Raw genomic sequence first — 26,090 nt, 5'->3', positions numbered from 1 at the left:
AACGAAAAACGCCGCCGGGCCCAGAGCATGCCCAAGGCCGGGCGGCGTGTCATCTATCTAGGCTTGCTGCGCTCAGCGTGGCGCTTGAGCGTTCAGTTCAGCCGAGGCTTGAGCGCCAGGCTCAGGCTTCACCGGGTTCGCAGGCCAGGCCTTGCGGTCCAGGTCCAGGTCAGGGAACTGGCTGGAGTCGAACACCGGCGTCTTGATGCCCGCCGCGCGCTGGCCGTCGTAGTCGTTCAGGATGCGCATGGCGATCTTGAACAGGAACGCCAGGGCGAACAGGTTGACGAACGCCAGCAAGGTCATGGTGATGTCGGCGAAGGCGAACACGGTGCCGAGGTTCTCGATGGAACCCCAGAAAATCAGCACCAGCACCAGCGCGCGGTAGCCCATCAGCACTTTGCGGTTGTCGCCCACGATGAAGCGCAGGTTGCTCTCGCCGAGGTAGTAGTTGTACATGATCGAGGTGAACACGAACAACGCCAGGGCCACCGAGATGAACATCCGGCCCCAGTCGCCGACGACCGCCGCCAGGGAGTTCTGGGTCAGGGCAATGCCGTCGCCTTCAAAGCCCGGGGTGTAGAAACCGGAGAGCAGGATCAGCAACGCGGTGCAGGTGCAGATCACGAAGGTGTCCAGGAACACGCTGAACGCTTGCACCACACCCTGGGCGATCGGGTGTTCTACCGAGGCCACTGCCGCCACGTTAGGCGCACTGCCCAAACCGGCTTCGTTGGCGAACACGCCGCGCTTCACACCCATGATGATCGCGCTGCCCACCAGGCCACCGAAGGCCTGGTCGAGGCCGAAGGCGCTCTTGACGATGGTCGCGAGCATGGCCGGCACGTGGTCGAATTGCAGCACGATCACGTACAGGGTCACGGCGATGTAGACCAGCGTCTTGACCGGCACCAGCAGGTCGGCGATCGAGGCGATACGCTTGATCCCGCCGATGAATACCAGGCCCAGCAATACCGCCAGCGCGAGGCCTGTGTAGGTGGTGTCCAGGCCGAACGCGTTGTTCAGCGAGTGGGTCACAGCGTGGGCTTGCAGGCCGTTGAAGGCGAAACCGAAGGTCACCAGCAACAGGAACGCCATGACCATACCCAGCCAGCGCTTCTGCAGGCCGTGCTGAATGTAGTAGGCCGGGCCGCCACGGTAGGTGCCTTCAGCGTCGGTGCGCTTGTACAGCTGGCCGAGGGAGCACTCGATAAAGCTCGAGGACATGCCCACCAGCGCGGTGACCCACATCCAGAACACGGCACCGGGGCCACCCAGCGTCACGGCGATACCGACGCCTGCGATGTTACCGGCACCCACACGGCCGGCCAGGCTGAGCATCAGCGCCTGGAACGAGCTGAGCTGGCCGGAGCTGCTCTTCAGGCTGTCTTTGAACACCGAGAACATGTGGAAAAAGTGGCGCAACTGAACGAAACGCGAGCGAATCGTGAAATAGCCGCCGAGCCCGACAATGAGCACGATCAGTACTTTCCCTGAGAGGAAGTCGTTGATGACTTCGAGCATGGAGTGTTCCTCGCTGATTTTTCTAATGGCAAAAACGCAGGACGGTGCGACGCATCGCTCGGCACCAGGCAGTGCACGACGCTTCGACCCCAATCCTTTTGCGGGTGTTGTTATTCATGCGGTTTCGCGCTGTCCAGGACCTCGTTACCGACAATCTCTGACGCGAAGAGGGGCGGCACTATACCTAGGAGCGCGTGATCCGTCTGCACGGGGCGATTAAAGGTTTCAGCCAAGCTGTTGCAGGCAAGGAGGGTTTGCAGGGCGATATTGGATTTTTTATGGGCGTCATTTCACAACCTTGAGGCAAAAAAAAGGGCCTGAAGAACGAGCCTTCAGGCCCTCAAAAGGTGAGAGGTGTCTAGTCCCTCAACCTGGTGAGCAGTGCAACAACCGTCAGGCCTTCAGCGGGACCAGACGTGGGGCAATCATGTTTTCGGGGCGCAGGATGTCGTCGAGCATGGCATCGTCGAGCAAGCCTTCTTCGCGCACCAGTTCCAGCACGCCGCGGCCGCTTTCAAGGGCGATACGCGCAATGCGGGTGGCGTTTTCATAGCCGATGTACGGGTTCAGCGCGGTCACCAGGCCGATGGAGTGCTCCACCAGTTCGCGGCAACGCGCTTCGTTGGCGGTGATGCCGACGATGCAGTGTTCGCGCAGCATGTCCATGGCGCGTTGCAGCAGGCGGATCGAGTCGAAGATCTTGAAGGCGATCAGCGGCTCCATCACGTTCAGCTGCAGTTGGCCGCCTTCGGCTGCCATGGTCAGGGCCAAATCGTTGCCGATTACCTGGAACGCCACCTGGTTCACGGCTTCCGGGATAACCGGGTTGACCTTGCCGGGCATGATCGAGCTGCCTGGCTGGCGCGCCGGCAAGTTGATCTCGTTGATGCCGGTGCGTGGGCCGCTGGACAGCAGGCGCAGGTCGTTGCAGATCTTCGACAGCTTCACCGCGGTACGCTTGAGCATGCCGGAGAACAGCACGAAGGCGCCCATGTCGGAGGTGGCTTCGATCAAGTCGGCAGCCGGGACCACTGGCTGGCCGCTGATAACGGCCAGGCGTTGTACGGCCAGGGCCTGGTAACGCGGGTCGGCGTTGATGCCGGTGCCGATGGCGGTGCCGCCCAGGTTCACTTCGGTCAACAGCTCTGGCGCCAGGGTTTTCAGGCGGGCCAGGTCTTCACCCAGGGTGGTGGCGAAGGCACGGAATTCCTGGCCGAGGGTCATCGGCACGGCGTCTTGCAGTTGGGTGCGGCCCATTTTCAGCACGTGGCTGAATTCGACGCCTTTGGCGGCGAACGCCTGGATCAGGCTGTCGAGGCTGGCCAGCAGTGCGTCGTGGCCCAGCAGCAGACCCAGGCGGATCGCGGTCGGGTAGGCGTCGTTGGTCGACTGCGCCATGTTCACGTCGTTGTTAGGGTGCAGGTACTGATATTCGCCCTTGTTGTGGCCCATGGCCTCCAACGCGATGTTGGCGATGACTTCGTTGGCATTCATGTTGGTTGAAGTGCCGGCGCCGCCTTGAATCATGTCCACCACGAACTCTTCGTGGAAATCGCCGCGGATCAGACGGGCACAGGCTTCGCTGATGGCAGCGTGCTTGGCTTCGCTGAGCTGGCCCAACTCGCGGTTGGCGTCAGCGGCTGCTTGCTTGACCATTGCCAGGCCGACCACCAATTTCGGGTAATGCGAAATCGGAACGCCCGAGAGGCGGAAGTTGTTCACCGCTCGCAGGGTCTGGATGCCGTAATACGCTTGAGCAGGTACTTCGAGTACGCCAAGCAGGTCTTTTTCTGTGCGGAATGATGCAGCGGAGGACATGACGGAAATCATCTCGATATGGACCCGGAACTGGCCGGAACGCTGCGAATGCTAGGCTTGTGGGAGTTTTTGGGCCAATGCTGTTAAACACTGGCCTATGCACAAACGGCATAATGTCGGTGTGACCCGGTTATCATGGCGGGCGTGCGTGCCAAAATGGTGCGTACCCGTGGGAGGAAGTGATGAACCTTGAGAGCAAATGGCTGGAAGACTTCAGCGCCTTGGCGGCGACCCGCAGCTTTTCCCAGGCGGCGGAACGGCGCTTTGTCACCCAGCCGGCCTTCAGCCGGCGTATTCGCAGCCTGGAAGCCGCGCTGGGCCTGACCCTGGTCAACCGCTCGCGCACGCCCGTCGAACTGACGGCGGCGGGGCAGCTGTTTCTGGTCACCGCGCGCACGGTGGTCGAGCAGCTCGGCGAAGTGTTGCGCCATTTGCATCATCTGGAAGGCGGGCAGGGCGAGGTCATGCAAGTGGCGGCAGCGCATTCCCTGGCGCTGGGCTTCTTCCCGCGCTGGATCGCGCAACTGCGCAATGAAGGCCTGAACATTGCCACGCGGCTGGTTGCCACCAACGTCGGCGACGCGGTGCATGCGCTGCGCGAAGGCGGTTGCGATTTGATGCTGGCGTTCTACGACCCGGACGCGGCCATGCAAATGGACCCGGAAATCTTCCCGTCGCTGCACTTGGGCAACACCGAAATGCTCCCGGTGTGCGCCGCCGATGCCGACGGCAAGCCGCTGTTTGACCTGGAAGGCGAGGGCAGTGTGCCGTTACTGGCCTACAGCGCCGGAGCATTCCTGGGGCGCTCGGTAAACCTGCTGTTGCGCCAGCGCTCCCTGCGCTTTACCACCATCTACGAAACCGCCATGGCCGATAGCCTCAAAAGCATGGCGCTGGAAGGGCTGGGCATTGCCTGGGTGCCGCAACTGAGTGTGCGTGCCGAACTGGCGCGGGGCGAACTGGTGGTGTGCGGCGGGCCGCAATGGCATGTGCCGTTGGAGATTCGTTTGTATCGCTGCGCGTTGGTGCGCAAGGCCAACGTACGGTTGTTGTGGCGCAAGTTGGAAGGTGGGGCGGCGCAGTCCCCTCCAGTTGAACGCGGTTAGTGTGGGAGCTGGCTTGCCTGCGATGCAGACGCCTCGGTACATCGGGCATATTCAGGTGATGCTATCGCAGGCAAGCCAGCTCCCGCATTGATCCAGTTTCCATGGTTTATCGGTAGTGTTTTCGCTGACCTGAAAGTCAATAAAACCGCTGGTTTGCGCCACTGGACAGATGGTCATTCCAGGGGCTGTTTATCTGGATTATTACGGTATACTGCGCGGCCTTCGGCCGGTCCAACCGGCCAAATTTCGTACAACAAGCCACGCCGGATTTCCTGCGTGGCTTGTTGTTTTTTGACGCGCCTGCGGGCGCCCAGAGAGAAGAGGCACGACGATGAGTGCATTGGTTGGCGTGATCATGGGCTCCAAGTCCGATTGGTCCACCCTTAGCCACACCGCCGATATGCTGGAAAAACTCGGCATTCCGTATGAAGTGAAAGTGGTCTCTGCCCACCGCACCCCGGATTTGCTGTTCCAGTATGCCGATGAAGCAGAATCCCGTGGCATCGAGGTGATCATCGCCGGTGCCGGCGGTGCGGCGCACCTGCCAGGCATGTGTGCGGCCAAGACCCACCTGCCGGTGCTCGGTGTGCCGGTGCAGTCGTCGATGCTCTCGGGCGTGGATTCGCTGTTGTCCATCGTGCAGATGCCCGCCGGTATCCCGGTGGCCACCCTGGCGATCGGCAAGGCCGGCGCGATCAACGCCGCTTTGCTGTCTGCCAGCATCCTGGGCGCCAAGCACCCGCAGTTCCATGCGGTGCTGAAAAAATTCCGTGCTGAGCAGACAGACAGCGTGCTGGACAATCCAGACCCACGCATCGCCTGAGGTTATTGATTGATGAAAATCGGTGTAATCGGTGGCGGCCAACTGGGCCGCATGCTGGCCTTGGCGGGAACCCCGCTGGGGATGAACTTCGCTTTCCTGGACCCGGCACCGGACGCTTGCGCGGCGGCCCTCGGTGAACACCTGCGGGCTGACTACAGCGACCCGGATCACCTGCGCCAACTGGCCGATGAAGTCGACCTGGTAACCTTCGAATTCGAAAGCGTTCCGGCCGAAACCGTGGCCTTCCTGTCGCAGTTCGTGCCGGTGTACCCGAGCGCCGAAGCCTTGCGCATCGCTCGCGACCGCTGGTTCGAGAAGAGCATGTTCAAGGACCTGGGCATCCCGACGCCGGCCTTCGCCGACATCCAGTCCCAGGCGGACCTGGACGCTGCCGTTGCCAGCATCGGCCTGCCGGCCGTGTTGAAAACCCGCACCCTGGGTTACGACGGTAAGGGCCAGAAAGTGCTGCGTACCGCTGCCGATGTGGTCGGCACCTTCGCCGAGCTGGGCAGCGTCGCCTGCCTGCTGGAAGGCTTCGTGCCCTTCACCGGCGAAGTCTCGCTGATCGCCGTGCGTGCCCGTGATGGCGAAACCCGCTTCTACCCGTTGGTGCACAACACCCACGACAGCGGCATCCTCAAGCTGTCCGTGGCCAGCACCGATCACCCGTTGCAGGCTCTCGCCGAAGACTATTCCAGCCGTGTGCTCAAGCAGCTGGATTATGTCGGTGTGATGGCGTTCGAGTTCTTTGAAGTCGACGGTGGCCTCAAGGCCAACGAAATCGCGCCGCGTGTGCACAACTCCGGGCACTGGACCACCGAAGGCGCCGAGTGCAGCCAGTTCGAAAACCACCTGCGGGCGGTGGCGGGCTTGCCGCTGGGCTCCACGGCCAAGGTCGGCGAAAGCGCCATGCTCAACTTCATCGGCGTTGTGCCGCCGGTTGAGCGCGTGATCGCGATCGATGATTGCCATCTGCATCACTACGGCAAGGCCTTCAAGGCTGGACGCAAGGTCGGCCACGCCAACCTGCGCTGCAAAGACCGTGCGACGCTGCAAGCCCAGATCCTCAAGGTCGAAGCGCTGATCGCCGAGCAATAACCTGAGGATCGGCGGGAACCATTGGTCACCGCCGTCTCTCTGATTGCAGGATGGCAAAGCCTGACTAGGCTTTGGCATGACTCACATTCAATCAGAGGGAAATGCCATGGGTATCATCGGAACCATCTTTATCGGCTTGATCGTCGGCCTGCTGGCGCGTTTCCTCAAGCCAGGCGACGACAGCATGGGCTGGATCATGACCATCCTGCTGGGTATCGCAGGTTCTCTGGTCGCCACCTACGGTGGTCAGGCCCTGGGCATCTACCAGGCAGGTCAAGGCGCAGGCTTTATCGGTGCGCTGATCGGCGCCATCGTGCTGCTGGTGATCTACGGTCTGCTGCGTAAAAAGTAATTAAGCGACAAAGCCCTCTGCGCTGCGCAGGCGCAGAGGGCTAGAATGCTCGCCACCTGTACTTGCCGAGCCTCACCATGCGCCGTCTTCTGTTGACTCTCCTCTTGCTGGGCTCTGGCCTGGCGCACGCTGGCGAACTGCCGGAAACCGACTGGCTCGACCTGATGCCGCTGTCGGACCAGAAAGCCCTCGAAGCCATGCCCGAGATCGACCACAACTCCCCCGAAGCCCAAGGCACGTTCACCGACAAAGGTGGCCTCAAGCAAAGCAAAGGCTTGCCGGCGGTGATGTATTCGACCAAGACCGTGGCCGCCATGAATGGCAAGAACATCCGCATCGGCGGCTACCCGGTACCCCTGGAAACCGACGCCAAGGGCCGCAGCACGCTGTTCTTTTTGGTGCCGTACCCAGGCGCCTGCATCCACGTGCCGCCTCCGCCGCCCAACCAGTTGGTGCTGGTGCGTTATCCCAAGGGGTTGAAGCTGTATGACATCTACACGCCGCTGTGGGTTACCGGCACGCTGAAGGTGGAGAAGGTCAATAACGATTTGGCGGATGCGGCGTATGCGCTGGATGCGGGGAAGGTGCGGGCGGTCAAAGAGTCCGATCTCTAAGCCACAACACAAATCAGTGTGGGAGCTGGCTTGCCAGCGATGCAATCACCTTGGTGTGACTGATACACCGCGGTGATGCTATCGCAGGCAAGCCAGCTCCCACATTTTGATCGCCGTTTACAGGGCGAGACGGGTGATGCTTACGCCAAGCGTATGGCTTTCACCTGGCGCCAAACTCACCACATCATCCAGCACATTCGCCGTTTCGATGCACAGCATGCCCTGCCAGCCATCGTCGGCCATGTCGTCGAACGCCTTGGCGCGTTCGGTCCACGGGTTCCAGATCACGGTCGAGTTCGAACCTTGGCTGGTGAGCTGGAGACGACGCTGCCAGTCTTTATCGACAATGCTCAACTGCGCCGGAGTATTCAGGTAGATGCGGTCGGTCTCGGCGCTGAAGTGCAGCAGGCCGGATTGCTGTTTGTGGCTCCAGCCGTCGGCGGTGTCGATATAGCCCAGCCCGTCCAGGCCTTCGACCTGCACATTGCGCACGTCGCTCACGGCAAAATAGGTGTGCAGCGCCTGGCTGAGGGTTACGGTGTCGCTGCCACGGTTGTGGCTGGTCAGGCGGATATGCAGTTGATCGTCCAGCAGCAGGCTCAGCTTCAGGTCGACCTGATGCGGCCAGCCGGGAAAGCCGCCCGCCGGCACCGGCAATACCAGGTCGACGCGCAATGCCTCGCCTTCGAGTTCGGTCGCAGCCAATTCCCACAGTGCCGTGCGCACAAAACCATGGGCACCCGCGGGTTGGTCACTTTGGCGCATCGCCTTCACGCTTTGCGGGTTGCGGTCGAATACGCCAAACCATGGCCAGCACACCGGCACGCCGGTACGAATGCCTTTGCCCTGCTTGAACACCGCCTCAGGGTTCGGCCAGATCACTGGCTGCTCGCCCTGGCGCTGGTAACTGAAGATGTGCGCGCCCTGTTGGGCCACCATCACTTCGGCGCCGTTGTGGCGGACGCGCCAACAGTCCAGCTCGTCGATTTTCACGGTTTCAACGTGGGGCGTAGGCATAGCAGTGCTCTCTAATGGCAGGCAATGGGGCAATTGACCGTCAAAACCCGGCGATGTTTAACGCGCGCGCGATGGCACCGAGCGGGTACGGCCACTGCCGTCGATGGCGACAAACACAAATACCGCCTCGGTCACCTTGCGCCATTCGCTGGACAGCGGGTCGTCGCTCCACACCTCGACCATCATCTGGATCGAACTGCGGCCGATTTCCAGGGCCTGGGTATAGAAGGACAATTGCGCGCCGACCGCCACCGGCACCAGGAACGCCATGCGATCGATCGCCACCGTGGCGACACGTCCGCCGGCCACTTTGCTGGCCATGGCGGTGCCGGCCAGGTCCATCTGCGCGACCAGCCAGCCGCCGAAGATATCGCCAAAACCGTTGGTTTCACGCGGGAGTGCGGTGATTTGCAGGGCGAGATCGCCTTGCGGGATAGGATCTTCTTGTTCGAGTTCGATCATGCCGAGGGTGCCTCTGACCCGTGACGCTTCATGGGTATTTCAAGTGGATAGCCGTCTCTGGAAAAACGTTTCAGCACCAACATACACCGCTCGATGCGTTTCTCGTAAGGCGTACTAAAGGGAAACTCTGCCAAATCGGCTGGATGGCACCCAACGGCGTTTTGGCACAGCAGCCCCTCAAGACTGGGGTTCTTGCGCTTGCAGGGGCCGAGTATATCGACACGCTGGCGCCACGACGACCTCCCGGCGCTCATTTGGTCGGCAAATCCTGGCTGTAATGCGGCTTTTTCCCGCAACTGTGCTTCTGATGGCTAATAAAGGGAAGAAACGGGGAATAACGCGCGCCTGCAAAGTGTTATTCGGTGGGCGCTGTGCTTTTTCAAGCGATTTGCTATCTTGCCAGACCCGCCGCAAGTCCCGGGCTTGCCGTCATTACTATAAGAGAAGCCTTGCCATGTCCTCCGTGCCCGCAAGCAGCGCGCAACCGTCGCGCCCGCTGACCCGCAACGACTACAAAACCCTGTCGCTGTCTGCCTTGGGCGGGGCGCTGGAATTTTACGACTTCATCATTTTCGTGTTTTTCGCCACGGTGGTCGGGAAACTGTTTTTCCCCGTCGATATGCCGGAATGGCTGCGCATGATGCAGACCTTCGGCATCTTCGCCGCCGGCTACCTGGCTCGTCCGTTGGGCGGCATCATCATGGCGCACTTTGGCGACCTGCTCGGCCGCAAGAAGATGTTCACGTTGAGCATCTTCATGATGGCCGTGCCGACCCTGATCATGGGCCTGCTGCCGACCTACGCGCAGATCGGCCTGTGGGCGCCGCTTCTGCTGCTGTTGATGCGCGTCATCCAGGGCGCGGCCATCGGCGGCGAAGTACCGGGCGCCTGGGTGTTTGTCTCTGAACACGTACCGCCGCGCCACATCGGCTATGCCTGCGGCACCCTGACCAGCGGCCTCACCGCCGGCATCCTGTTGGGGTCGCTGGTGGCCACCGCCATCAACACGCTCTACAGCCCGGAACAAGTGTCCGATTACGCCTGGCGTATCCCGTTCCTGCTGGGCGGCGTGTTTGGCCTGCTCTCGGTGTACCTGCGCCGCTGGCTGCATGAAACGCCGATCTTCGCCGAAATGCAGCAGCGCAAAACCTTGGCCGCCGAGCTGCCATTGCGCGCGGTATTGCGCGACCACCGTGGCGCCATCGTGCTGTCGATGCTGTTGACCTGGTTGCTGTCGGCCGGTGTTGTCGTGGTCATCCTGATGACCCCGACCGTGCTGCAAACCGTCTACCACTTCAGCCCGACCATCGCATTGCAAGCCAACAGCCTGGCCATCGTGACCCTGAGCCTGGGCTGCATCGCTTCCGGCGCCCTGGCTGATCGTTTTGGCGCTGGCCGCGTGCTGGTCATCGGTTGCCTGTTGCTGTTGGCAACGTCGTGGACGCTGTACCACAGCCTGATCGATCACCCGAACTGGCTTTTCCCGCTGTACACCCTGACCGGGCTGTTTGTCGGGGTGATCGGCGTGGTGCCTTACGTGATGGTGAAAGCCTTCCCGCCGGTGGTGCGTTTCAGCGGGTTGTCGTTCTCCTACAACGTCGCCTACGCCGTGTTTGGTGGTTTGACGCCGCTGGCGGTGTCGCTGCTGATGAAGGAAAGCCCGATGGGCCCGGCCTACTATGTCGCCGTGCTGTGTGTGATGGGGATGCTGGTGGGTGGCTACCTGTGGAAGCGCGGGCGCTAAAACCCTGCAATGACGCTGTGGCGAGGGCATTCGCTCGCCACAGGGTTTGTGGTTGGCCAACGATTACAGAGTATTTCTGAAACACCGCTTCATGCGCTTCAACCTCCTCGCAAGTCCCGGATTTACTGATCTTTCCCCTTCCTGTCAGGTTTTTCACAAATGCTGGCCTTTCATCTAATTGTCACATTGCGGACATAGAGTGTTCACACGGCCTACCGATACTTGGCCCCGATCCAACTATCCCTATCTGCTAGGAGCAAGGCATGAAACTGAAACGTTTGATGGCGGCAATGACTTTTGTCGCTGCTGGCGTTGCGACCGCTAACGCGGTAGCCGCTGGTGTTGACCCGGCAATTCCGGCTTACGCCAAGACCACCGGTGTATCGGGCAACCTGTCCAGCGTTGGTTCCGACACCCTGGCTAACCTGATGACCCTGTGGGCTGAGTCCTATAAAAAGGAATACCCGAACGTCAACATCCAGATTCAGGCTGCCGGCTCCGCCACTGCACCGCCTGCGCTGACTGAAGGCACCTCCAACCTGGGCCCGATGAGCCGCAAGATGAAGGACACCGAACTGGCGGCCTTCGAGCAGAAATACGGCTACAAGCCAACCGCTATCCCGGTGGCTGTGGATGCCCTGGCCGTGTTCGTGCACAAGGACAACCCGATCCAGCACCTGACCATGGAACAAGTCGACGCGATCTTCTCCTCGACGCGTCTGTGCGGCGCCAAAGCTGATGTCAAAACCTGGGGCGACCTGGGTGTGACCGGCGACCTGGCCAACAAGCCGGTGCAACTGTTCGGTCGTAACTCGGTATCCGGCACCTACGGCTACTTCAAGGAAGAAGCCCTGTGCAAAGGCGACTACAAACCTAACGTGAACGAACAACCAGGTTCGGCGTCGGTTGTGCAGTCGATCAGCTCCTCGCTGAACGGCATCGGTTACTCGGGCATCGGTTACAAAACCGCCAGCGTGAAGACCGTGGCCCTGGCCAAGAAAGGCAGCACTGACTTCATCGAAGACAGCGAAGAAAACGCCCTGAACGGCAAATACCCGCTGTCGCGCTTCCTCTACGTGTACGTCAACAAAGCTCCGAACAAGCCTCTGGCTCCGCTGGAAGCTGAGTTCGTGAAGCTGGTTCTGTCCAAACAGGGCCAGGAAGTGGTCGTCAAAGACGGCTACATCCCGCTGCCAGCCAAAGTGGCCGCCAAGGCCCTGGCTGACCTGGGTTTGAAAGAAGGCAACTAAGCCTGCAAGACCTGGTGTAGATGCATGCTTTTGTGTGGGAGCGGGCTTGCCCGCGATGCTGGCGACGCGGTGTAGCGTTGAGACCGCATTGATGCCATCGCGGGCAAGCCCGCTCTCACATTAAACCGTCTACACCCCTAATTTTTCAGTCCGCTGCCAGCTCTGCTACGCGGCGGCTTTGCTGCGTCACTGCATTGTCATCTTTCTGTCATACAGGATCGCTAGGGTGTGCGCATGAATGATCTGGCCAATTCCACCATGACGACGACTTCTCCCCCCAAGCGCATTGATTTCAATACGCCTGAGCTGCAACGCAAGCGCCGCATTCGCGCGCTCAAGGATCGCCTGACCCGTTGGTACGTGTTGATCGGCGGCCTCGCCGTCCTCGGCGCCATTACCCTGATTTTCTTCTTTCTTGCCTACGTCGTCGCGCCACTGTTCCAGGGCGCCTCGCTGACCAAGGAAGATGCGCTGACGCCCGCCTGGATGCAGGACGCCGGCAAGCCGTTGATGATCTCCCTCGAAGAGCAGAACCAGGTTGCCATGCGGGTTTCCGACAAGGGCCAGGCGCTGTTCTTTGATGTGGACACGGGGGCTGAACTCAAGCGTGTCGACTTGCCGCTGCCGGCAGGCGCCAGCGTTGCGTCCATTGGTGAAGACCAGCCGGGCAGCCCGCTGGTGATCCTGGGTTTGTCGAATGGCCAGTCCCTGGTGTTCCGCCACACTTATAAGGTGTCCTACCCGGACGGCAAGAAAACCATCACCCCGGCCATTGAATATCCTTACGGCGAAACGCCGATCGTGCTCGACGAGCAAGGTCGCCCGCTGGAGCACGTCGCACTTAACGCCACCGATTCCTCGCTGGTCGTTGCCGGTTCCGCAGGTTCCTACTTGAACGTGCTGAGCCTGAGCCGCGAAGAAAACATGATGACTGGCGAAGTCACCAGCGAGCAGAAGCGTATCGAGCTGCCGCAAATGACCGAGCCGGTTAAGGCTATATTCATCGACCCACGCCAGCAGTGGCTGTACGTGATCAACGGTCGTGCCCTTGCCGACGTCTTCAGCCTGCGCGACAAGAGTCTCAACGGTCGCTACAAACTGCTCGAAGACGGCAACGCCGAAATCACCGCCAGCACTCAGCTGGTGGGTGGTATCTCGCTGATCGTGGGTAACTCCAAAGGCGGCCTGGCCCAGTGGTTCATGGCCCGTGACCCAGACGGCGAGCAACGCCTGAAACAGATCCGTACCTTCCAGATGGGCACCGCGCCTATCGTTGAAATCACCGCTGAAGAACGTCGCAAAGGCTTCACCGCCCTCGACGCATCCGGCAAGTTCGGCGTGTTCCACAGCACCGCGCACCGCACGCTGCTGGTCGACCCGGTGGTCGATGGCCAAGGCGTGTTCGGCCTGTCGCCACGCGCCAACCGCGTCATCGTCGAAGCGGGCGGCAAGCTGCAACCGCTGCTGCTGGACAACCCGCACCCGGAAGTGTCCTGGAGCGCGTTGTGGAGCAAGGTCTGGTACGAAAACTACGACGAGCCTAAATACGTCTGGCAATCGACCGCCGCCAACACTGATTTCGAACCCAAGATGAGCCTGGCGCCGCTGACCTTCGGTACCCTGAAGGCCGCGTTCTACGCCATGTTGCTGGCCGCACCACTGGCAGTGGCCGCCGCGATCTACACCGCCTACTTCATGGCCCCGAGCCTGCGCCGCAAGGTCAAGCCGGTGATCGAACTGATGGAAGCGATGCCGACGGTGATCCTCGGCTTCTTCGCCGGCCTGTTCCTGGCGCCGTATGTCGAAGGGCACCTGCCGGGGATTTTCAGCCTGTTGATGCTGCTGCCGATTGGCATTCTGGTGGCCGGTTTTGTCTTCAGTCGCCTGCCTGAGTCGATCCGCCTGCGCGTTCCCGATGGCTGGGAAAGCGCGATCCTGATCCCGGTGATCCTGTTTGTGGGCTGGCTCTCGCTGTACATGAGCCCGTACCTGGAAACCTGGTTCTTTGGCGGCGACATGCGCATGTGGATCTCCCACGACCTGGGCATCACCTACGACCAGCGCAACGCTCTGGTAGTCGGCCTGGCCATGGGTTTTGCGGTGATCCCGAACATCTACTCCATCGCCGAAGACGCCGTGTTCAGCGTGCCGCGCGGCCTGACCCTGGGCTCGTTGGCCCTGGGCGCCACGCCATGGCAGACCATGACCCGCGTCGTCATCCTGACTGCCAGCCCGGGGATTTTCTCGGCGCTGATGATCGGCATGGGCCGTGCGGTCGGTGAAACCATGATCGTGTTGATGGCCACCGGTAACACCCCGGTGATGGAGATGAACCTGTTCGAAGGCCTGCGCACCCTGGCGGCTAACGTCGCGGTGGAAATGCCCGAGTCGGAAGTCGGCGGCAGCCACTACCGCGTGCTGTTCCTCTCGGCGCTCGTGCTGCTGTTGTTCACCTTCATCATGAACACCCTCGCCGAGCTGATTCGTCAGCGTCTGCGCAAGAAATACTCGTCGCTTTAAGAAAGGTAGAAGTCTGTGAAACAGAACTCCCTGAATGGATGGTTCAAGAGCGGCGCCCCTGGCGTCTGGATCAGCGGTGGCGCGGTGTCCATCGCGGTCATCATGACCATTGGTTTGCTGGCCGTGATTGCCGTGCGTGGCCTGGGCCACTTCTGGCCGGCCGACCTGATCCAGGCCAACTACAACGTGCCGGGCCAGGAAAACCATATCGTCATCGGCGAAGTGGTGCAGAAGGAAGAAGTGCCACGCGAGCGCCTGAAAAGCGCTGGCCTGCCGGTGCCCGACCAGGGCCCGGAGTTCATGACCCGCGAGCTGATCAAGGTCGGCAACCGCGACCTGAACGGCAACGACTTCACCTGGATCGTCGGCGAGTGGCTCAAGGACCAGACCAAGCCGGCCAACCTGATGGCCATCGAGCGGCGTGAGTGGGGCAACTTCTACGGCACCCTGGTCAACGTCAAACAGGACGGCAAGGTCATCGCCGAAGGCGAAGCCGCGTGGCCGGAGCTGCAGGCCCGCGTTGACCGCGTGAACAAGCTGGCTGCGCAACTCAAGAGTCTGGAAAAAACCGACATCGGCGCGATCAACGCCGGGCTGGAGCGTATCCGCCTGCACGGCCGCAAGCTGGAGCTGGAAGGCAAGCTCGACGCTACCGCCCAAGCTGATATGGACTCGGGCCGCGCAGAACTGAACAACCGCTACAAGGACATCGAAGCGCGCCTGGCGGACCTGCACACCCAGTTCAACCGCGACAGCTTGACGGCGCGCGACGCTAACGGCAAAGAAGTGGAAATCGGCATCGGCAAAGTGGTGCACGCCTACCAGCCGAACGCCATGGGCACGATGACCAAGGTCGGCTTCTACTTCAGCAAGGTCTGGGAATTCCTCAGCGATGACCCACGGGAAGCCAACACCGAAGGCGGGATCTTCCCGGCGATTTTCGGCACCGTGATGATGACCCTGATCATGGCGATGATCGTGACGCCGTTCGGTGTACTGGCGGCGGTGTACCTGCGTGAATACGCCAAGCAGAACACCCTGACGCGGATTATCCGCATTGCGGTGAACAACCTGGCGGGCGTACCGGCGATTGTCTACGGTGTGTTCGGCCTGGGCTTCTTTGTGTATGTGCTGGGTGGCTCGGTTGACCGTCTGTTCTTCGCCGAAGCCCTGCCGGCACCCACGTTCGGTACGCCGGGCCTGCTCTGGGCCTCGCTGACCCTGGCGCTGCTGGCGGTGCCGGTGGTGATTGTGGCCACCGAAGAAGGCCTGGCGCGGATTCCTCGCACCGTACGTGAAGGCTCGCTGGCACTGGGCGCGACCAAGGCGGAAACGCTGTGGAAGATCGTGCTGCCGATGGCCAGCCCGGCGATGATGACCGGCATGATCCTCGCCGTGGCCCGCGCCGCCGGTGAAGTGGCGCCGCTGATGCTGGTGGGTGTAGTGAAACTGGCGCCGTCGCTGCCGCTGGACGGCAACTACCCGTACCTGCACCTGGACCAGAAAATCATGCACCTGGGCTTCCATATTTATGACGTCGGCTTCCAGAGCCCCAACGTCGAAGCCGCCCGGCCACTGGTGTACGCCACCGCCTTGCTGCTGGTGCTGGTGATCGCCACGCTCAACTTGTCGGCGGTGTGGATTCGTAACCACCTGCGCGAAAAATACAAGGCGCTGGACAGTTAACACGGCCCAATGTGGGAGCTGGCTTGCCTGCGATGCAGGCAACTCGGTTGAACAGGTACGCCGCGGTGATGCCATCGCAGGCAAGCCAGCTCCCACACTTAATCGCGTCACACACAGATTTTTGAGTAAACCGCCCCGGCGGTTCAACCAAACGAATTGGTAGCACAGGGAGCATCCCATGCAACACGAAACCCACACCCACGGCATCAACATGTCGGCCCTGGGGCGCGACAAGCAGAGCCTGAGCCTGGCCCAGGAAACCGTGGCCATCGAAGTGCCGGGCCTGAGCCTGTACTACGGTGAAAAGCAGGCGCTGTTCGACGTCAGCATGAACATCCCCAAGCAGCGCGTGACCGCCTTCATCGGCCCGTCAGGCTGTGGCAAGTCGACGTTGCTGCGCACCTTCAACCGCATGAACGACCTGGTCGACGGTTGCCGTGTAGAAGGCGCGATCAACCTCTACGGCACCAACATCTACCGCAAGGGCGAGGACGTGGCCGAGCTGCGCCGCCGGGTGGGCATGGTGTTCCAGAAGCCCAACCCGTTCCCCAAGACCATCTACGAAAACGTGGTCTACGGCCTGCGCATCCAGGGCATCAACAAGAAACGCATCCTCGACGAGGCCGTTGAATGGGCGCTCAAAGGCGCGGCACTGTGGGATGAGGTCAAGGACCGCCTGCACGAGTCGGCCCTCGGTTTGTCCGGCGGCCAGCAGCAACGTCTGGTGATCGCCCGCACCATCGCCGTGGAGCCGGAAGTACTGCTGCTCGACGAACCGTGCTCGGCACTCGACCCGATCTCCACATTGAAAGTCGAAGAGCTGATCTACGAACTCAAATCCAAGTTCACCATCGTCATCGTGACCCACAACATGCAACAGGCGGCGCGGGTTTCCGACTACACCGCGTTCATGTACATGGGCAAGCTGGTGGAATTTGGCGACACCGATACCCTGTTCACCAACCCGGCGAAGAAGCAGACCGAAGACTACATCACCGGTCGCTATGGCTAGCCCCAGCTGCACGCCGCACGTTTCAAGCGGCAAGTAAAAGCAGTTTGATCAACGACACACATCAGCTTGCAGCTTGTAGCCTGCGGCTTACAGCTTTTGCGGAGCAAACCCATGATTAGCAAAGAAGGCCTTACCCATCACATCTCCGCGCAGTTCAACGCCGAGCTTGAGGAAGTGCGCAGCCACCTCCTGGCGATGGGCGGGCTGGTGGAGAAGCAAGTCAACGACGCCGTCACCGCGCTGATCGAGGCCGACTCGGGCCTGGCCCAGCAGGTGCGTGAGATTGATGACCAGATCAACCAGATGGAACGCAACATCGACGAAGAATGCCTGCGCATTCTGGCGCGTCGCCAGCCGGCGGCCTCCGACTTGCGTTTGATCATCAGCATTTCCAAGTCGGTGATCGACCTGGAGCGCATCGGTGACGAAGCCACCAAGATCGCCCGTCGCGCCATCCAGTTGTGCGAAGAAGGCGAAGCGCCGCGCGGCTACGTGGAAGTGCGCCACATCGGCGACCAGGTGCGCAACATGGTGCGCGATGCCCTCGACGCTTTTGCGCGCTTCGACGCCGAGCTGGCATTGTCGGTAGCGCAGTACGACAAGACCATCGACCGCGAATACAAGACCGCACTGCGCGAGCTGGCCACCTACATGATGGAAGACCCGCGCTCTATCTCGCGGGTCTTGAACATCATCTGGGTGCTGCGTTCGCTGGAGCGTATCGGCGACCACGCGCGCAATATCTCGGAACTGGTCATTTACCTGGTACGCGGTACCGACGTGCGGCACATGGGCCTCAAGCGCATGAAAGCCGAAGTTGAAGGCACGGCCGATCAAATCCCTAATGTTCCGGGCGAATCTGACGATAAGTAAGGTTGCCCGAGAAATTAACGCCCGGCCTTTGGTCGGGCGTTTTCGTTTGCGGCATCTGAATTTTTTGCGCGGCAGGAACGATAAAGTCCTTCTGTGAATCGCGAGTTTTGGCAAAATGCCATCAGTCAGGCGTTTTGCGTGCCGAAGTTTTTATAGGATGAAGGGTCGATGAGTAAAGTCAGTGTATTGGTGGTGGACGACGCCTCGTTTATCCGCGACCTGGTGAAGAAGTGCCTGCGCAACTACTTTCCGGGGATCAAGATCGAAGATGCGGTGAACGGCAAAAAGGCGCAATCCATCCTGATGCGCGAGACCTTCGACCTGGTGCTGTGCGACTGGGAAATGCCCGAGATGTCGGGCCTGGAGTTGCTGACCTGGTGCCGCGAGCAGGCCCATCTCAAAGCCATGCCGTTTGTGATGGTGACCAGCCGTGGCGACAAGGAAAATGTGGTGCAGGCCATTCAGGCCGGCGTCTCCGGCTACGTCAGCAAGCCGTTCACCAACGAGCAATTGCTGAACAAGGTCAAGCAGGCCCTGCACAAGATCGGCCGCCTCGACGCGCTGATCGCCAGTGCGCCGACCAAAATGAATTCGGCCTTCGGCAACGACTCCCTGAGTGCCCTGACCGGCGGCAAGCCTGAAGCCGTCAAACCGGCGCCGGTGGCTGAGCCAAGCAAAGGCCTGCTCAACAGCCCGCCGGTGCAAACGCCAGCGGCAGCGCCGGCCGGCGGCCGTGGCCAAGGGCAGCTGCGCCTGTCCAGCGGCACTCAGCAATGCGTGATCAAGGCGCTGAGCATCAAGGAAGCGCTGCTGGTGGTGCGTCGCGGTGAAGTCCTGCCGCAGGTACTGGAAAGCGCGGTGCTCGACCTTGAGCAAGGCGACAACGCCGAAGTGGCACGTCTCAACGGCTACCTGCACGCCGTCGTCGCCTACGAGCCCAAGCCCGACAGCGACTGGCTGCAACTGACCTTCCGGTTTATCGACCAGGACGCGCAGAAACTCGACTACATCTCCCGCCTGATCGCACGCGGCACGGCGCAGAAGCACTTTGTGCCGGGTGCGTGATTGACTGCATAACGGGAATCAACCGACCGTCTGATTCCCGGTGCTTGGCTTGATTTATATCTGTTTCGATATAGGCTCTCGATAACGCATCAGTGTTATCGAGCTTTTGCTATGCCTTGAAACAAAGCTCCACCGCCATGGCCTGAATCGTCTATTACGCTTTTTCTTTCCAGCAAAGGAGAAGCCAATGCCCAGGCACAAGGATGTGGTGTTTCCAGGAAGCTCACTCAAGGATCTCAAGGAGTTTCCTCTCGACGCCCGAAGGGCAGCCGGTTTTCAGTTGGATCTTCTGCAACAGGGCGAACAGCCTTTTGATTGCAAGCCCATGAGAACTATCGGACGGGGCGTCAGTGAGATTCGGATCACTGAGCAATCAGGCGCGTTTCGAGTGTTCTATGTGGTCAATCGCCCAGAGGCTGTCTATGTGTTGCACGCGCTGCGCAAAACCACCCAGAAAACCGAAGAGCGCGATATCGAACTGGCGCGTGCCAGATTGCAGGAGTTAGGTTAAGCCTATGACAGACCCAAAAATTCACACCGAACGCTTCAGCAACGTCTGGGATGCTCTGGAGGACACTCCCCAGCAAGCCACCAATATGCGCCTGCGCTCAAAGTTGCTGCTGGCGTTGTGCAACACCATCCGCAGTTGGGAGCTCTCTCAGAAAGCGGCCGCTGAGCGGCTCAATATCAGCCAGCCTCGGCTCAATGACGTCCTCAATGGCAAGATCGACAAGTTCTCGCTGGACGCATTGGTCAATTTGTCTGCCGCAGCGCAGTTGGAAGTCGATATCTGCTTCTCCCCGCTGCCGGCCTGATCATCGACGCGGGGGCGAGTTGCTCACCCCCCGCGCTCTATCTGATCAATCCAGCAACAGCACCTTGGCCAGCACGATCTTCGGCCCTTTCATCTTCTTGATGATGATTCGCAAGCCTTCAACCTCCAGCACTTCTTCCTCTTCCGGCACGCGCTTGAGGGTGTCGTAGATCAGCCCGGCGAGGGTTTCGGCTTCGATGTGGTCCAGGTCGACGCCCAGCAGGCGTTCTACCTTGAACAGCGGCGTGTCGCCACGCACCAGCAGTTTGCCCGGCTGGTAGGCGAGGATGCCGCGCTCGGCCTTGCGGTGTTCGTCCTGGATATCGCCGACCAGCACTTCCAGCACGTCTTCCATGGTCAGGTAGCCGATGATCTTGCCGTCGGCTTCCTCTACCAGAGCAAAGTGCGCGCCGCCTTTGCGGAACTGCTCCAGCAACTGCGACAACGGCATATGGCGCGATACGCGCTCCAGCGGGCGGGTCAGCTCGGCCAGGTTGAACGACTCGGGGATGTGGTCCAGTGCCGCCAGTTCCAGCAGCAAATCCTTGATGTGCAGCAGGCCGACAAACTCATTGCGCACCGCGTCATACACCGGGTAGCGGCTGAATTTGTGGCGGCGGAACAGCGCGAGGATTTCCTTGAGCGGGGCGTTGAAGTCCAGAGTGACCAGGTCTTCGCGAGAGTTGGCCCAGTCCACCACTTCCAGTTCGCCCATTTCCACGGCGGAGGCGAGTACACGCATGCCTTGGTCGCTCGGGTCCTGGCCACGGCTGGAGTGCAGGATCAGCTTGAGTTCTTCACGGCTGTAATGGTGCTCATGGTGCGGGCCAGGCTCGCCTTGGCCGGCAATACGCAAAATCGCGTTTGCGCTGGCGTTGAGCAGGTAAATCGCCGGGTACATCGCCCAGTAGAACAGGTACAACGGCACCGCGGTCCACAGCGACAGCAACTCGGGTTTGCGGATGGCCCAGGATTTAGGGGCCAATTCACCCACCACGATGTGCAGGTAGGAGATCACAAAGAAGGCGGCAAAGAACGACACGCCCTTGATCACTTCCGGCGACTCTACGCCCACCGCGCCCAGCAACGGCTCGAGGATATGCGCAAAAGCCGGCTCACCGACCCAGCCCAGGCCCAGGGAGGCGAGGGTGATGCCCAGCTGGCAGGCCGACAGGTAGGCGTCGAGCTGGCTGTGCACGGTGCGCAGGATCTGCCCGCGCCAGCCGTTCTTGTGGGCGATGGCCTCGACCCGGGTGGCGCGCAGTTTGACCATGGCGAATTCCGCCGCAACGAAGAAACCGTTGAGCAGTACCAGGATCAGTGCAAAAAGAATCATGCCGAAGTCGGCGAAGAGTGTAGCGAGGGTGATGCCAGGGGAAGGGTCCATGATGGGGTTTTGCAGGTTCCGTGTGTTCAATAAGGAGTGACAGAAGTGCCTGAAAGGCAGGCGCAAGTCGGCCAATGTAGCGGCTGACGGGGCGCTTGCCTAGTGCCCGCTGCCGGGCGGGGCCTGCAGAAACGATCCAAATCCAATGTGGGAGCTGGCTTGCCTGCGATAGCGGACTGTCAGTTGGGGGTATGTTCAGCTGACCCACCGCCATCGCAGGCAAGCCAGCTCCCACACTTAGCCCGCCATCGTTCTCAGGTTATTCATCATTCCCGACCAGCCGCGAACGGGTCACCTGCGTCGGCGGAAAGTGGCAGGTAAACGTGCTGCCATGCCCCAGCACGCTGCTGATTTCCAGCCGTGCGCGATGGCGCAACAGCACATGCTTGACGATGGCCAGGCCCAGCCCGGTGCCGCCGGTGTTGGAGTTACGGCTGGAGTCCACACGGTAGAAACGCTCGGTCAGGCGCGGCAAGTGTTTGGCGTCGATGCCGATGCCGGAGTCCTGCACGCTCAGGTGTGCGCCGTGTTCATCGGCCCACCAGCGAATGCGGATATTGCCCTTGTCCTGGGTGTACTTCACGGCGTTGAACACCAGGTTGGAAAACGCGCTGCGCAACTCGCCCTCGCTGCCTTTGAGCAGCACCAACGGGTCGGCTTCCAGGGTGATCTGCTGCCCGCGTTCGCCGGAAAGCGCCTGGGCGTCGTTCTTGATGGTCTGCAACAGGCTCTGCACGGCGACGGGATGGTTGTCCGACGGGTAATCGGTGGCCTCAAGCTTGGCCAGCAACAGCAGGTCGTTGAGCAGCGTCTGCATGCGCGAGCCTTGCTGCTGCATTTGCTGCAGGGCGCGGCTCCAGCGCGGGTTGATCTCGTCGACGTTGTCCAGCAGCGTCTCCAGGTAGCCGCAGATCACCGTCAATGGCGTGCGCAGCTCGTGGGAGACGTTGGCAACGAAGTCTTTGCGCATCTGTTCCAGCTGGTGGATGCGGGTCACATCGCGCACCAGCATCAGGTGCTCGTTGTTGCCGTAGCGCGTCAGGTACAGCTGGATGCGCACGCGGTCATTGGTGGGCGAGGGGATTTCCAGGGCTTCTTCGTAATTGTCCTGCTCGAAGTACTCCTTGAAGCGCGGGTGACGCACCAGGTTGGTCACCGGCTGGCCGCTGTCCTGGGGCGTCTTGAGGCCCAGCAGGGTTTCGGCGGCACGGTTCCACCATTCCAGGTTGCCATCGCTGTCGAGCATGATCACCGCGTCCTTGAGCGCGGCGGTGGACTCCTGCACCCGGTCGATCACCGCCTGCAGGCGCCCGCGAACGCGCTGGTCGCGACGTTGCAAGTGGTAGATGCTGTCGAACACCTCGCCCCACAGGCCGTAGCCGTCGGGTGGTGCTTCGTCGGGTTTGTGCTGGCGCAGCCATTCATGCAGGCGCAGCAGCTGTTTGAGGGTCCAGCCCAGGTACAGACCGATGCCGACGGCCAGGCTCCAGCCGTATTGGCCGCTGACCAGGCCGACCACCAGGCAGCCGGTGATCAATAACAGCATGTGGCGGATCAGGGTGCCATGCCAGTTCTGGTTCACTTAAACATGCGTCCTTGTCAGCTGTTAAGGAAAGGGAAGGGCTGGCTCAGCCTTTGGTGGAAAAGCGGTAGCCGGTGCCGCGCACGGTTTGTACCAGATTCTCGTAGGCATCGCCCAAGGCTTTGCGCAGGCGGCGGATATGCACGTCGACGGTGCGCTCTTCCACGTACACGTTGCCGCCCCACACCTGGTCCAGCAGTTGGCCACGGGTGTAGGCGCGTTCCTGGTGGGTCATGAAAAATTGCAGCAGACGGTATTCGGTCGGGCCCATCTCGGCTGGCTTGCCATCGATGGTCACGCGGTGGCTGATCGGGTCCAGAATCAGGCCGTCGACTTCGATCGGCGCTTCGCCATCGGTAGGGCCAGCACGGCGCAGCACGGCCTTCAGGCGGGCAACCAGCTCGCGTGGCGAAAACGGCTTGGTGATGTAGTCATCGGCGCCGACTTCCAGGCCCTGGATCTTGTTGTCCTCTTCGCCTTTGGCGGTGAGCATGATGATCGGGATGTCCCCGGTCAGCTCGTCACGCTTGAGGCGGCGGGCCAGCTCGATGCCGGAGGTGCCGGGCAGCATCCAGTCCAGCAGGATCAGGTCCGGCTTGCGGTCGACGATAATGGCATGGGCCTGCTGGGAGTTCTCCGCCTCCAGGCAGTCATAGCCGGCCATTTCCAACGCAACGGCGATCATCTCGCGAATGGGCGCTTCGTCGTCAACGATCAGAATGCTCCTGCCAACCATGCCTAAATCCTCTTGTCATTTAACTGTCTTGCGCCGCATTAGATAACGGAATTATTGCAGTCGTGTGACAGTAATTTAGTCGCTTGGGCAATTCTCGGCACTCTGGACTACCCTTTGGGTCCGAATCCTGACAACCACAAAAGGAAGGTTCCGATGACTCAAAGTACTTTTTCCTGGAAAGCCCTGCTGGTAACGGCTGCGTTGACGCTACCGACACTGGCATTCGCGGCAGACCCTGCGATGACCAAAGACGGCATGTTGGTGGACCACAAGGGCATGACGCTCTACACCTTTGCCAAAGACGCCGATGGCAAGTCCATGTGCAACGACAAGTGCGCCACCAACTGGCCGCCGTTGATGGCCGAATCCACCGACAAGCCAATGGGCAAGTGGACCGTGATCACCCGTGATGACCAAAAAAGCCAATGGGCCTACAGCGGCAAGCCGCTTTACACCTTCGTGATGGACAAAAAGGCCGGTGACATGACCGGTGAAGGCAAAATGGACGGTGCCTGGAAGGTCGCCAAGCCCTGATCGCTTAGCGGCCAGTGAGCTAATTGTGGCGAGCAGGCCTGTTAGGGCTAACAGGCTTGTTATGGTTTGAGGGCTTGTTGTGGCGAGCGGGCTTGCCCCGCGTTGGGCTGCGAAGCAGCCCCAAAACCTGACGCCTCGGGCTTTCTGACGAAACACAGTGGCCCTGAGAGGGCCGCTGCGCGCGCCAACGCGGGGCGAGCCCGCTCGCCACGACAAGCCCGCTCGCCACAGGGTCAACGGAACGCGTAGTCCGCCACAATCCCGACAAAAATCGCCAACCCGGCCCAGTGGTTGTGCAAAAACGCCTTGAAGCATTTCATGCGGTCCCTGTCGCGGGTGTACCAGAACTCCCAGGCAAAGCAGCCTGCCGCCGCCAGCAACCCCAGGTGGAACCAGCCGCCCAGCTCGAACCGCATACCCGCCAGCACCAGGCAGACCAGCGACAGGCCTTGCAAGGTGAGGATGATCACGCGGTCGGCATCGCCGAACAGAATGGCAGTGGATTTCACGCCGATCTTCAAGTCGTCGTCGCGGTCGGTCATCGCGTAATACGTGTCATAGCCCACCGTCCACAACAGGTTGGCGATGTACAGCAGCCACGCCGTGGCAGGCAGGTGACCGGTCTCAGCGGTGAACGCCATCGGCATGCCCCACGAAAACGCCGCGCCCAATACCACCTGCGGGTAATAGGTGTAACGCTTCATGAACGGGTAGCTCGCCGCCAACGCCAGGCCGCCGAGTGACAGCAGGATGGTGGTGGCGTTGGTCAGCAACACCAACAGGAAGCTGATGCCCATCAGCACCGCAAAAAACACCAGCGCCTCTTTGGAACTGATCTTGCCGCTCACCAGTGGGCGTTGTTCGGTGCGTTTCACGTGACCGTCGACCTTGCGGTCGGCCCAGTCATTGATCACACAGCCGCCGGCGCGGGTCAGCACCACGCCGAGCACGAAGATCACGATATTGAGCAAGGACGGCGAGCCCTTGCCGGCAATCCACAGCGCCCACAGCGTCGGCCACAACAGCAGGTAGATGCCGATGGGCTTGTCCATGCGGGTCAATTGAATGAAATCCCAGGCCCTGGGGTTCAGGTGGTTCAGGGACTTGAGCAGACGTTGATACATCAGCAGTTCTCCGCACGGTCATGCAACGCCTGCCAGAAACTCGGCAGGAAAATTTCCGCCACCAGCACGCTCAGCTGCCCGCGTTCAAAGCGCGAGCGGCGGCCCCACAACCCGTCGGCCTGGTCCGCGGTCGGCAGCCATTGCCGTGGGTAGTGGCACACCTCGATGGCCTGGCGGGTGAAGGCGTGGTCGCAAAACAGCAACTCGCCCAGCGAACGGCTGCCCAGTTCGTCCATGTGCAACCCGTCGCCTTGCAAGGCACTGCGCGCCGCCACGCTGCGCGCGAACACCCACGGCTGACCATGGCCGCGCAGATACACCTCGCGCACCCAACCGACAGTGGCCGGGGCCAGGCTCAGCGCCGCGCATTCATCGTCGCGCAACGGCTGCCAGCCTTCGAACAGCGGCGTCACGCTGAAGCCATCGTCGGACAGCCCCGTCAGCCGCCGCGTCAGCGAGCCTTCGTCGAACAGCCAGTCAAGGGTCAAGGGCGCTGGCAGTGGGCTCAGAAGGCTCTGGGTCAGCCATTGGCAAGCATCGGGAGGGGCGATTGAGTGCGGCACGGTGAGTCAGTATTGGCAGCAAAAGAGGCGGCGAGCTTACCATGGCATCCTGAGCTTTTGCCGGGCTGAACCGGCCGTTTGCGCCGAACATGCTTGCATCTGCCGGCTCCGATCAGTACAAAACGCCCTGAGCCGCACGGCAACGTTGGTCTATCGACCGTCGGCCAAGATGCCTGGACCCTGAGGAAGCAAGTAATGAAGAAGTGGCAATGTGTAGTCTGCGGCCTGATCTATGACGAAAAAGACGGCTGGCCGGATGACGGTATCGCACCGGGCACCCTGTGGCAGGACGTTCCGGAAGACTGGCTGTGCCCGGACTGCGGCGTGGGCAAAATGGATTTCGAAATGATCGAAATCGGTTAATCATCGATTTTTGAAATGTACTT

The 26,090-nt window shown here is 60.9% G+C and carries 25 protein-coding genes; 16 read left to right on the top strand and 9 right to left on the bottom strand.

Features of this window, described 5'->3' with window-relative positions; genetic code table 11:
* Positions 1-72: 72 nt before the first annotated feature.
* Both FPT15_RS02615 and aspA read right to left on the bottom strand, forming a co-directional pair.
* Complete coding sequence (locus FPT15_RS02615) at positions 73-1,524, bottom strand: sodium:alanine symporter family protein (RefSeq protein WP_145158252.1); 1,452 nt, start codon at positions 1,522-1,524, stop codon at positions 73-75.
* A 393-nt stretch (positions 1,525-1,917) separates the two neighbouring features.
* On the bottom strand, positions 1,918-3,342 hold the full coding sequence (aspA, locus tag FPT15_RS02610; RefSeq protein WP_025854459.1) for an aspartate ammonia-lyase: 1,425 nt from the start codon (positions 3,340-3,342) through the stop codon (positions 1,918-1,920).
* Between the two features lie 182 nt (positions 3,343-3,524).
* Between aspA and FPT15_RS02605 the strand changes: the two genes are divergently transcribed.
* From FPT15_RS02605 to FPT15_RS02585, 5 genes are all read left to right on the top strand, one after another.
* Positions 3,525-4,448, top strand: a complete 924-nt coding sequence (locus FPT15_RS02605) for a LysR substrate-binding domain-containing protein (protein ID WP_106575908.1) — start codon at positions 3,525-3,527, stop codon at positions 4,446-4,448.
* 331 nt (positions 4,449-4,779) lie between these two features.
* Positions 4,780-5,271, top strand: coding sequence for a 5-(carboxyamino)imidazole ribonucleotide mutase (gene purE / locus FPT15_RS02600; RefSeq protein WP_003195648.1), 492 nt, complete (start codon positions 4,780-4,782; stop codon positions 5,269-5,271).
* A gap of 12 nt (positions 5,272-5,283) precedes the next feature.
* The gene (locus FPT15_RS02595) at positions 5,284-6,369 is read left to right on the top strand and encodes a 5-(carboxyamino)imidazole ribonucleotide synthase (protein ID WP_083356067.1); all 1,086 of its coding nucleotides are present in this window, start codon (positions 5,284-5,286) and stop codon (positions 6,367-6,369) included.
* 106 nt (positions 6,370-6,475) lie between these two features.
* Positions 6,476-6,721: a GlsB/YeaQ/YmgE family stress response membrane protein gene (locus FPT15_RS02590; RefSeq protein ID WP_010168336.1), complete on the top strand. Its 246-nt coding sequence runs from the start codon at positions 6,476-6,478 to the stop codon at positions 6,719-6,721.
* A 77-nt stretch (positions 6,722-6,798) separates the two neighbouring features.
* Positions 6,799-7,335, top strand: coding sequence for a DUF3299 domain-containing protein (locus FPT15_RS02585; RefSeq protein WP_145158249.1), 537 nt, complete (start codon positions 6,799-6,801; stop codon positions 7,333-7,335).
* Between the two features lie 117 nt (positions 7,336-7,452).
* On the opposite strand, the gene FPT15_RS02575 is transcribed toward FPT15_RS02585, so the two are convergent.
* The gene (locus FPT15_RS02575; RefSeq protein ID WP_145158246.1) at positions 7,453-8,352 is read right to left on the bottom strand and encodes a D-hexose-6-phosphate mutarotase; all 900 of its coding nucleotides are present in this window, start codon (positions 8,350-8,352) and stop codon (positions 7,453-7,455) included.
* A gap of 57 nt (positions 8,353-8,409) precedes the next feature.
* Positions 8,410-8,814 (bottom strand): acyl-CoA thioesterase, encoded by a 405-nt coding sequence (locus FPT15_RS02570; protein WP_003176975.1) that lies wholly within the window; start codon positions 8,812-8,814, stop codon positions 8,410-8,412.
* A gap of 454 nt (positions 8,815-9,268) precedes the next feature.
* Here FPT15_RS02570 and FPT15_RS02565 point away from each other — a divergent pair, with 454 nt between their 5' ends.
* The 9 genes from FPT15_RS02565 to FPT15_RS02525 all read left to right on the top strand — a co-directional run bounded on the left by FPT15_RS02565 (position 9,269) and on the right by FPT15_RS02525 (position 19,779).
* Positions 9,269-10,558, top strand: coding sequence for an MFS transporter (locus FPT15_RS02565; protein ID WP_145158243.1), 1,290 nt, complete (start codon positions 9,269-9,271; stop codon positions 10,556-10,558).
* 263 nt (positions 10,559-10,821) lie between these two features.
* On the top strand, positions 10,822-11,808 hold the full coding sequence (locus tag FPT15_RS02560) for a phosphate ABC transporter substrate-binding protein PstS (RefSeq protein WP_106575903.1): 987 nt from the start codon (positions 10,822-10,824) through the stop codon (positions 11,806-11,808).
* Between the two features lie 486 nt (positions 11,809-12,294).
* Positions 12,295-14,328 (top strand): ABC transporter permease subunit, encoded by a 2,034-nt coding sequence (locus FPT15_RS02555; protein ID WP_177410060.1) that lies wholly within the window; start codon positions 12,295-12,297, stop codon positions 14,326-14,328.
* A 15-nt stretch (positions 14,329-14,343) separates the two neighbouring features.
* On the top strand, positions 14,344-16,014 hold the full coding sequence (gene pstA / locus FPT15_RS02550; RefSeq protein WP_145158240.1) for a phosphate ABC transporter permease PstA: 1,671 nt from the start codon (positions 14,344-14,346) through the stop codon (positions 16,012-16,014).
* 178 nt (positions 16,015-16,192) lie between these two features.
* Positions 16,193-17,026, top strand: a complete 834-nt coding sequence (gene pstB / locus FPT15_RS02545) for a phosphate ABC transporter ATP-binding protein PstB (protein ID WP_056860879.1) — start codon at positions 16,193-16,195, stop codon at positions 17,024-17,026.
* A 111-nt stretch (positions 17,027-17,137) separates the two neighbouring features.
* The gene (gene phoU, locus FPT15_RS02540) at positions 17,138-17,899 is read left to right on the top strand and encodes a phosphate signaling complex protein PhoU (RefSeq protein ID WP_053258703.1); all 762 of its coding nucleotides are present in this window, start codon (positions 17,138-17,140) and stop codon (positions 17,897-17,899) included.
* A 168-nt stretch (positions 17,900-18,067) separates the two neighbouring features.
* A complete protein-coding gene (locus tag FPT15_RS02535; protein WP_145158238.1) occupies positions 18,068-18,964 on the top strand; it encodes a response regulator in 897 nt (298 codons plus the stop codon).
* 187 nt (positions 18,965-19,151) lie between these two features.
* Positions 19,152-19,475, top strand: coding sequence for a type II toxin-antitoxin system RelE/ParE family toxin (locus tag FPT15_RS02530; RefSeq protein ID WP_145158235.1), 324 nt, complete (start codon positions 19,152-19,154; stop codon positions 19,473-19,475).
* Positions 19,476-19,479: 4 nt separating this feature from the next.
* The gene (locus FPT15_RS02525) at positions 19,480-19,779 is read left to right on the top strand and encodes a helix-turn-helix domain-containing protein (RefSeq protein ID WP_145158232.1); all 300 of its coding nucleotides are present in this window, start codon (positions 19,480-19,482) and stop codon (positions 19,777-19,779) included.
* A gap of 45 nt (positions 19,780-19,824) precedes the next feature.
* Here FPT15_RS02525 and FPT15_RS02520 read toward each other — a convergent pair whose 3' ends face one another.
* The 3 genes from FPT15_RS02520 to phoB form a co-directional block, all read right to left on the bottom strand.
* Positions 19,825-21,165, bottom strand: coding sequence for a hemolysin family protein (locus FPT15_RS02520; RefSeq protein ID WP_010207573.1), 1,341 nt, complete (start codon positions 21,163-21,165; stop codon positions 19,825-19,827).
* A 259-nt stretch (positions 21,166-21,424) separates the two neighbouring features.
* Positions 21,425-22,711 carry a phosphate regulon sensor histidine kinase PhoR gene (gene phoR / locus FPT15_RS02515; protein WP_256676331.1) on the bottom strand — a complete coding sequence of 429 codons (1,287 nt, stop codon included), beginning with the start codon at positions 22,709-22,711 and terminating at the stop codon, positions 21,425-21,427.
* A gap of 82 nt (positions 22,712-22,793) precedes the next feature.
* Positions 22,794-23,483 (bottom strand): phosphate regulon transcriptional regulator PhoB, encoded by a 690-nt coding sequence (phoB, locus tag FPT15_RS02510; protein ID WP_003195617.1) that lies wholly within the window; start codon positions 23,481-23,483, stop codon positions 22,794-22,796.
* 153 nt (positions 23,484-23,636) lie between these two features.
* On the opposite strand from phoB, the gene FPT15_RS02505 reads away from it, so the two are divergent.
* Positions 23,637-24,017 carry a hypothetical protein gene (locus tag FPT15_RS02505; protein WP_145158227.1) on the top strand — a complete coding sequence of 127 codons (381 nt, stop codon included), beginning with the start codon at positions 23,637-23,639 and terminating at the stop codon, positions 24,015-24,017.
* Between the two features lie 233 nt (positions 24,018-24,250).
* Here the strand turns inward: FPT15_RS02505 and ubiA are convergent, their stop codons facing one another.
* Together ubiA and FPT15_RS02495 are read right to left on the bottom strand one after the other, a co-directional pair.
* Positions 24,251-25,141, bottom strand: coding sequence for a 4-hydroxybenzoate octaprenyltransferase (gene ubiA / locus FPT15_RS02500; protein WP_145158224.1), 891 nt, complete (start codon positions 25,139-25,141; stop codon positions 24,251-24,253).
* Positions 25,141-25,704, bottom strand: coding sequence for a chorismate lyase (locus FPT15_RS02495; RefSeq protein ID WP_145158221.1), 564 nt, complete (start codon positions 25,702-25,704; stop codon positions 25,141-25,143). Before FPT15_RS02495 ends, ubiA begins: the two co-directional genes overlap by 1 nt.
* A gap of 195 nt (positions 25,705-25,899) precedes the next feature.
* Between FPT15_RS02495 and FPT15_RS02490 the strand changes: the two genes are divergently transcribed.
* Positions 25,900-26,067: a rubredoxin gene (locus FPT15_RS02490; protein ID WP_003213373.1), complete on the top strand. Its 168-nt coding sequence runs from the start codon at positions 25,900-25,902 to the stop codon at positions 26,065-26,067.
* The last annotated feature ends 23 nt before the right edge of the window (positions 26,068-26,090 follow it).

It is taken from the genome of Pseudomonas sp. RGB (genome assembly GCF_007713445.1).
Taxonomy (GTDB): Bacteria; Pseudomonadota; Gammaproteobacteria; order Pseudomonadales; family Pseudomonadaceae; genus Aquipseudomonas.
This window is presented reverse-complemented; position numbering and strand designations above follow the sequence as displayed.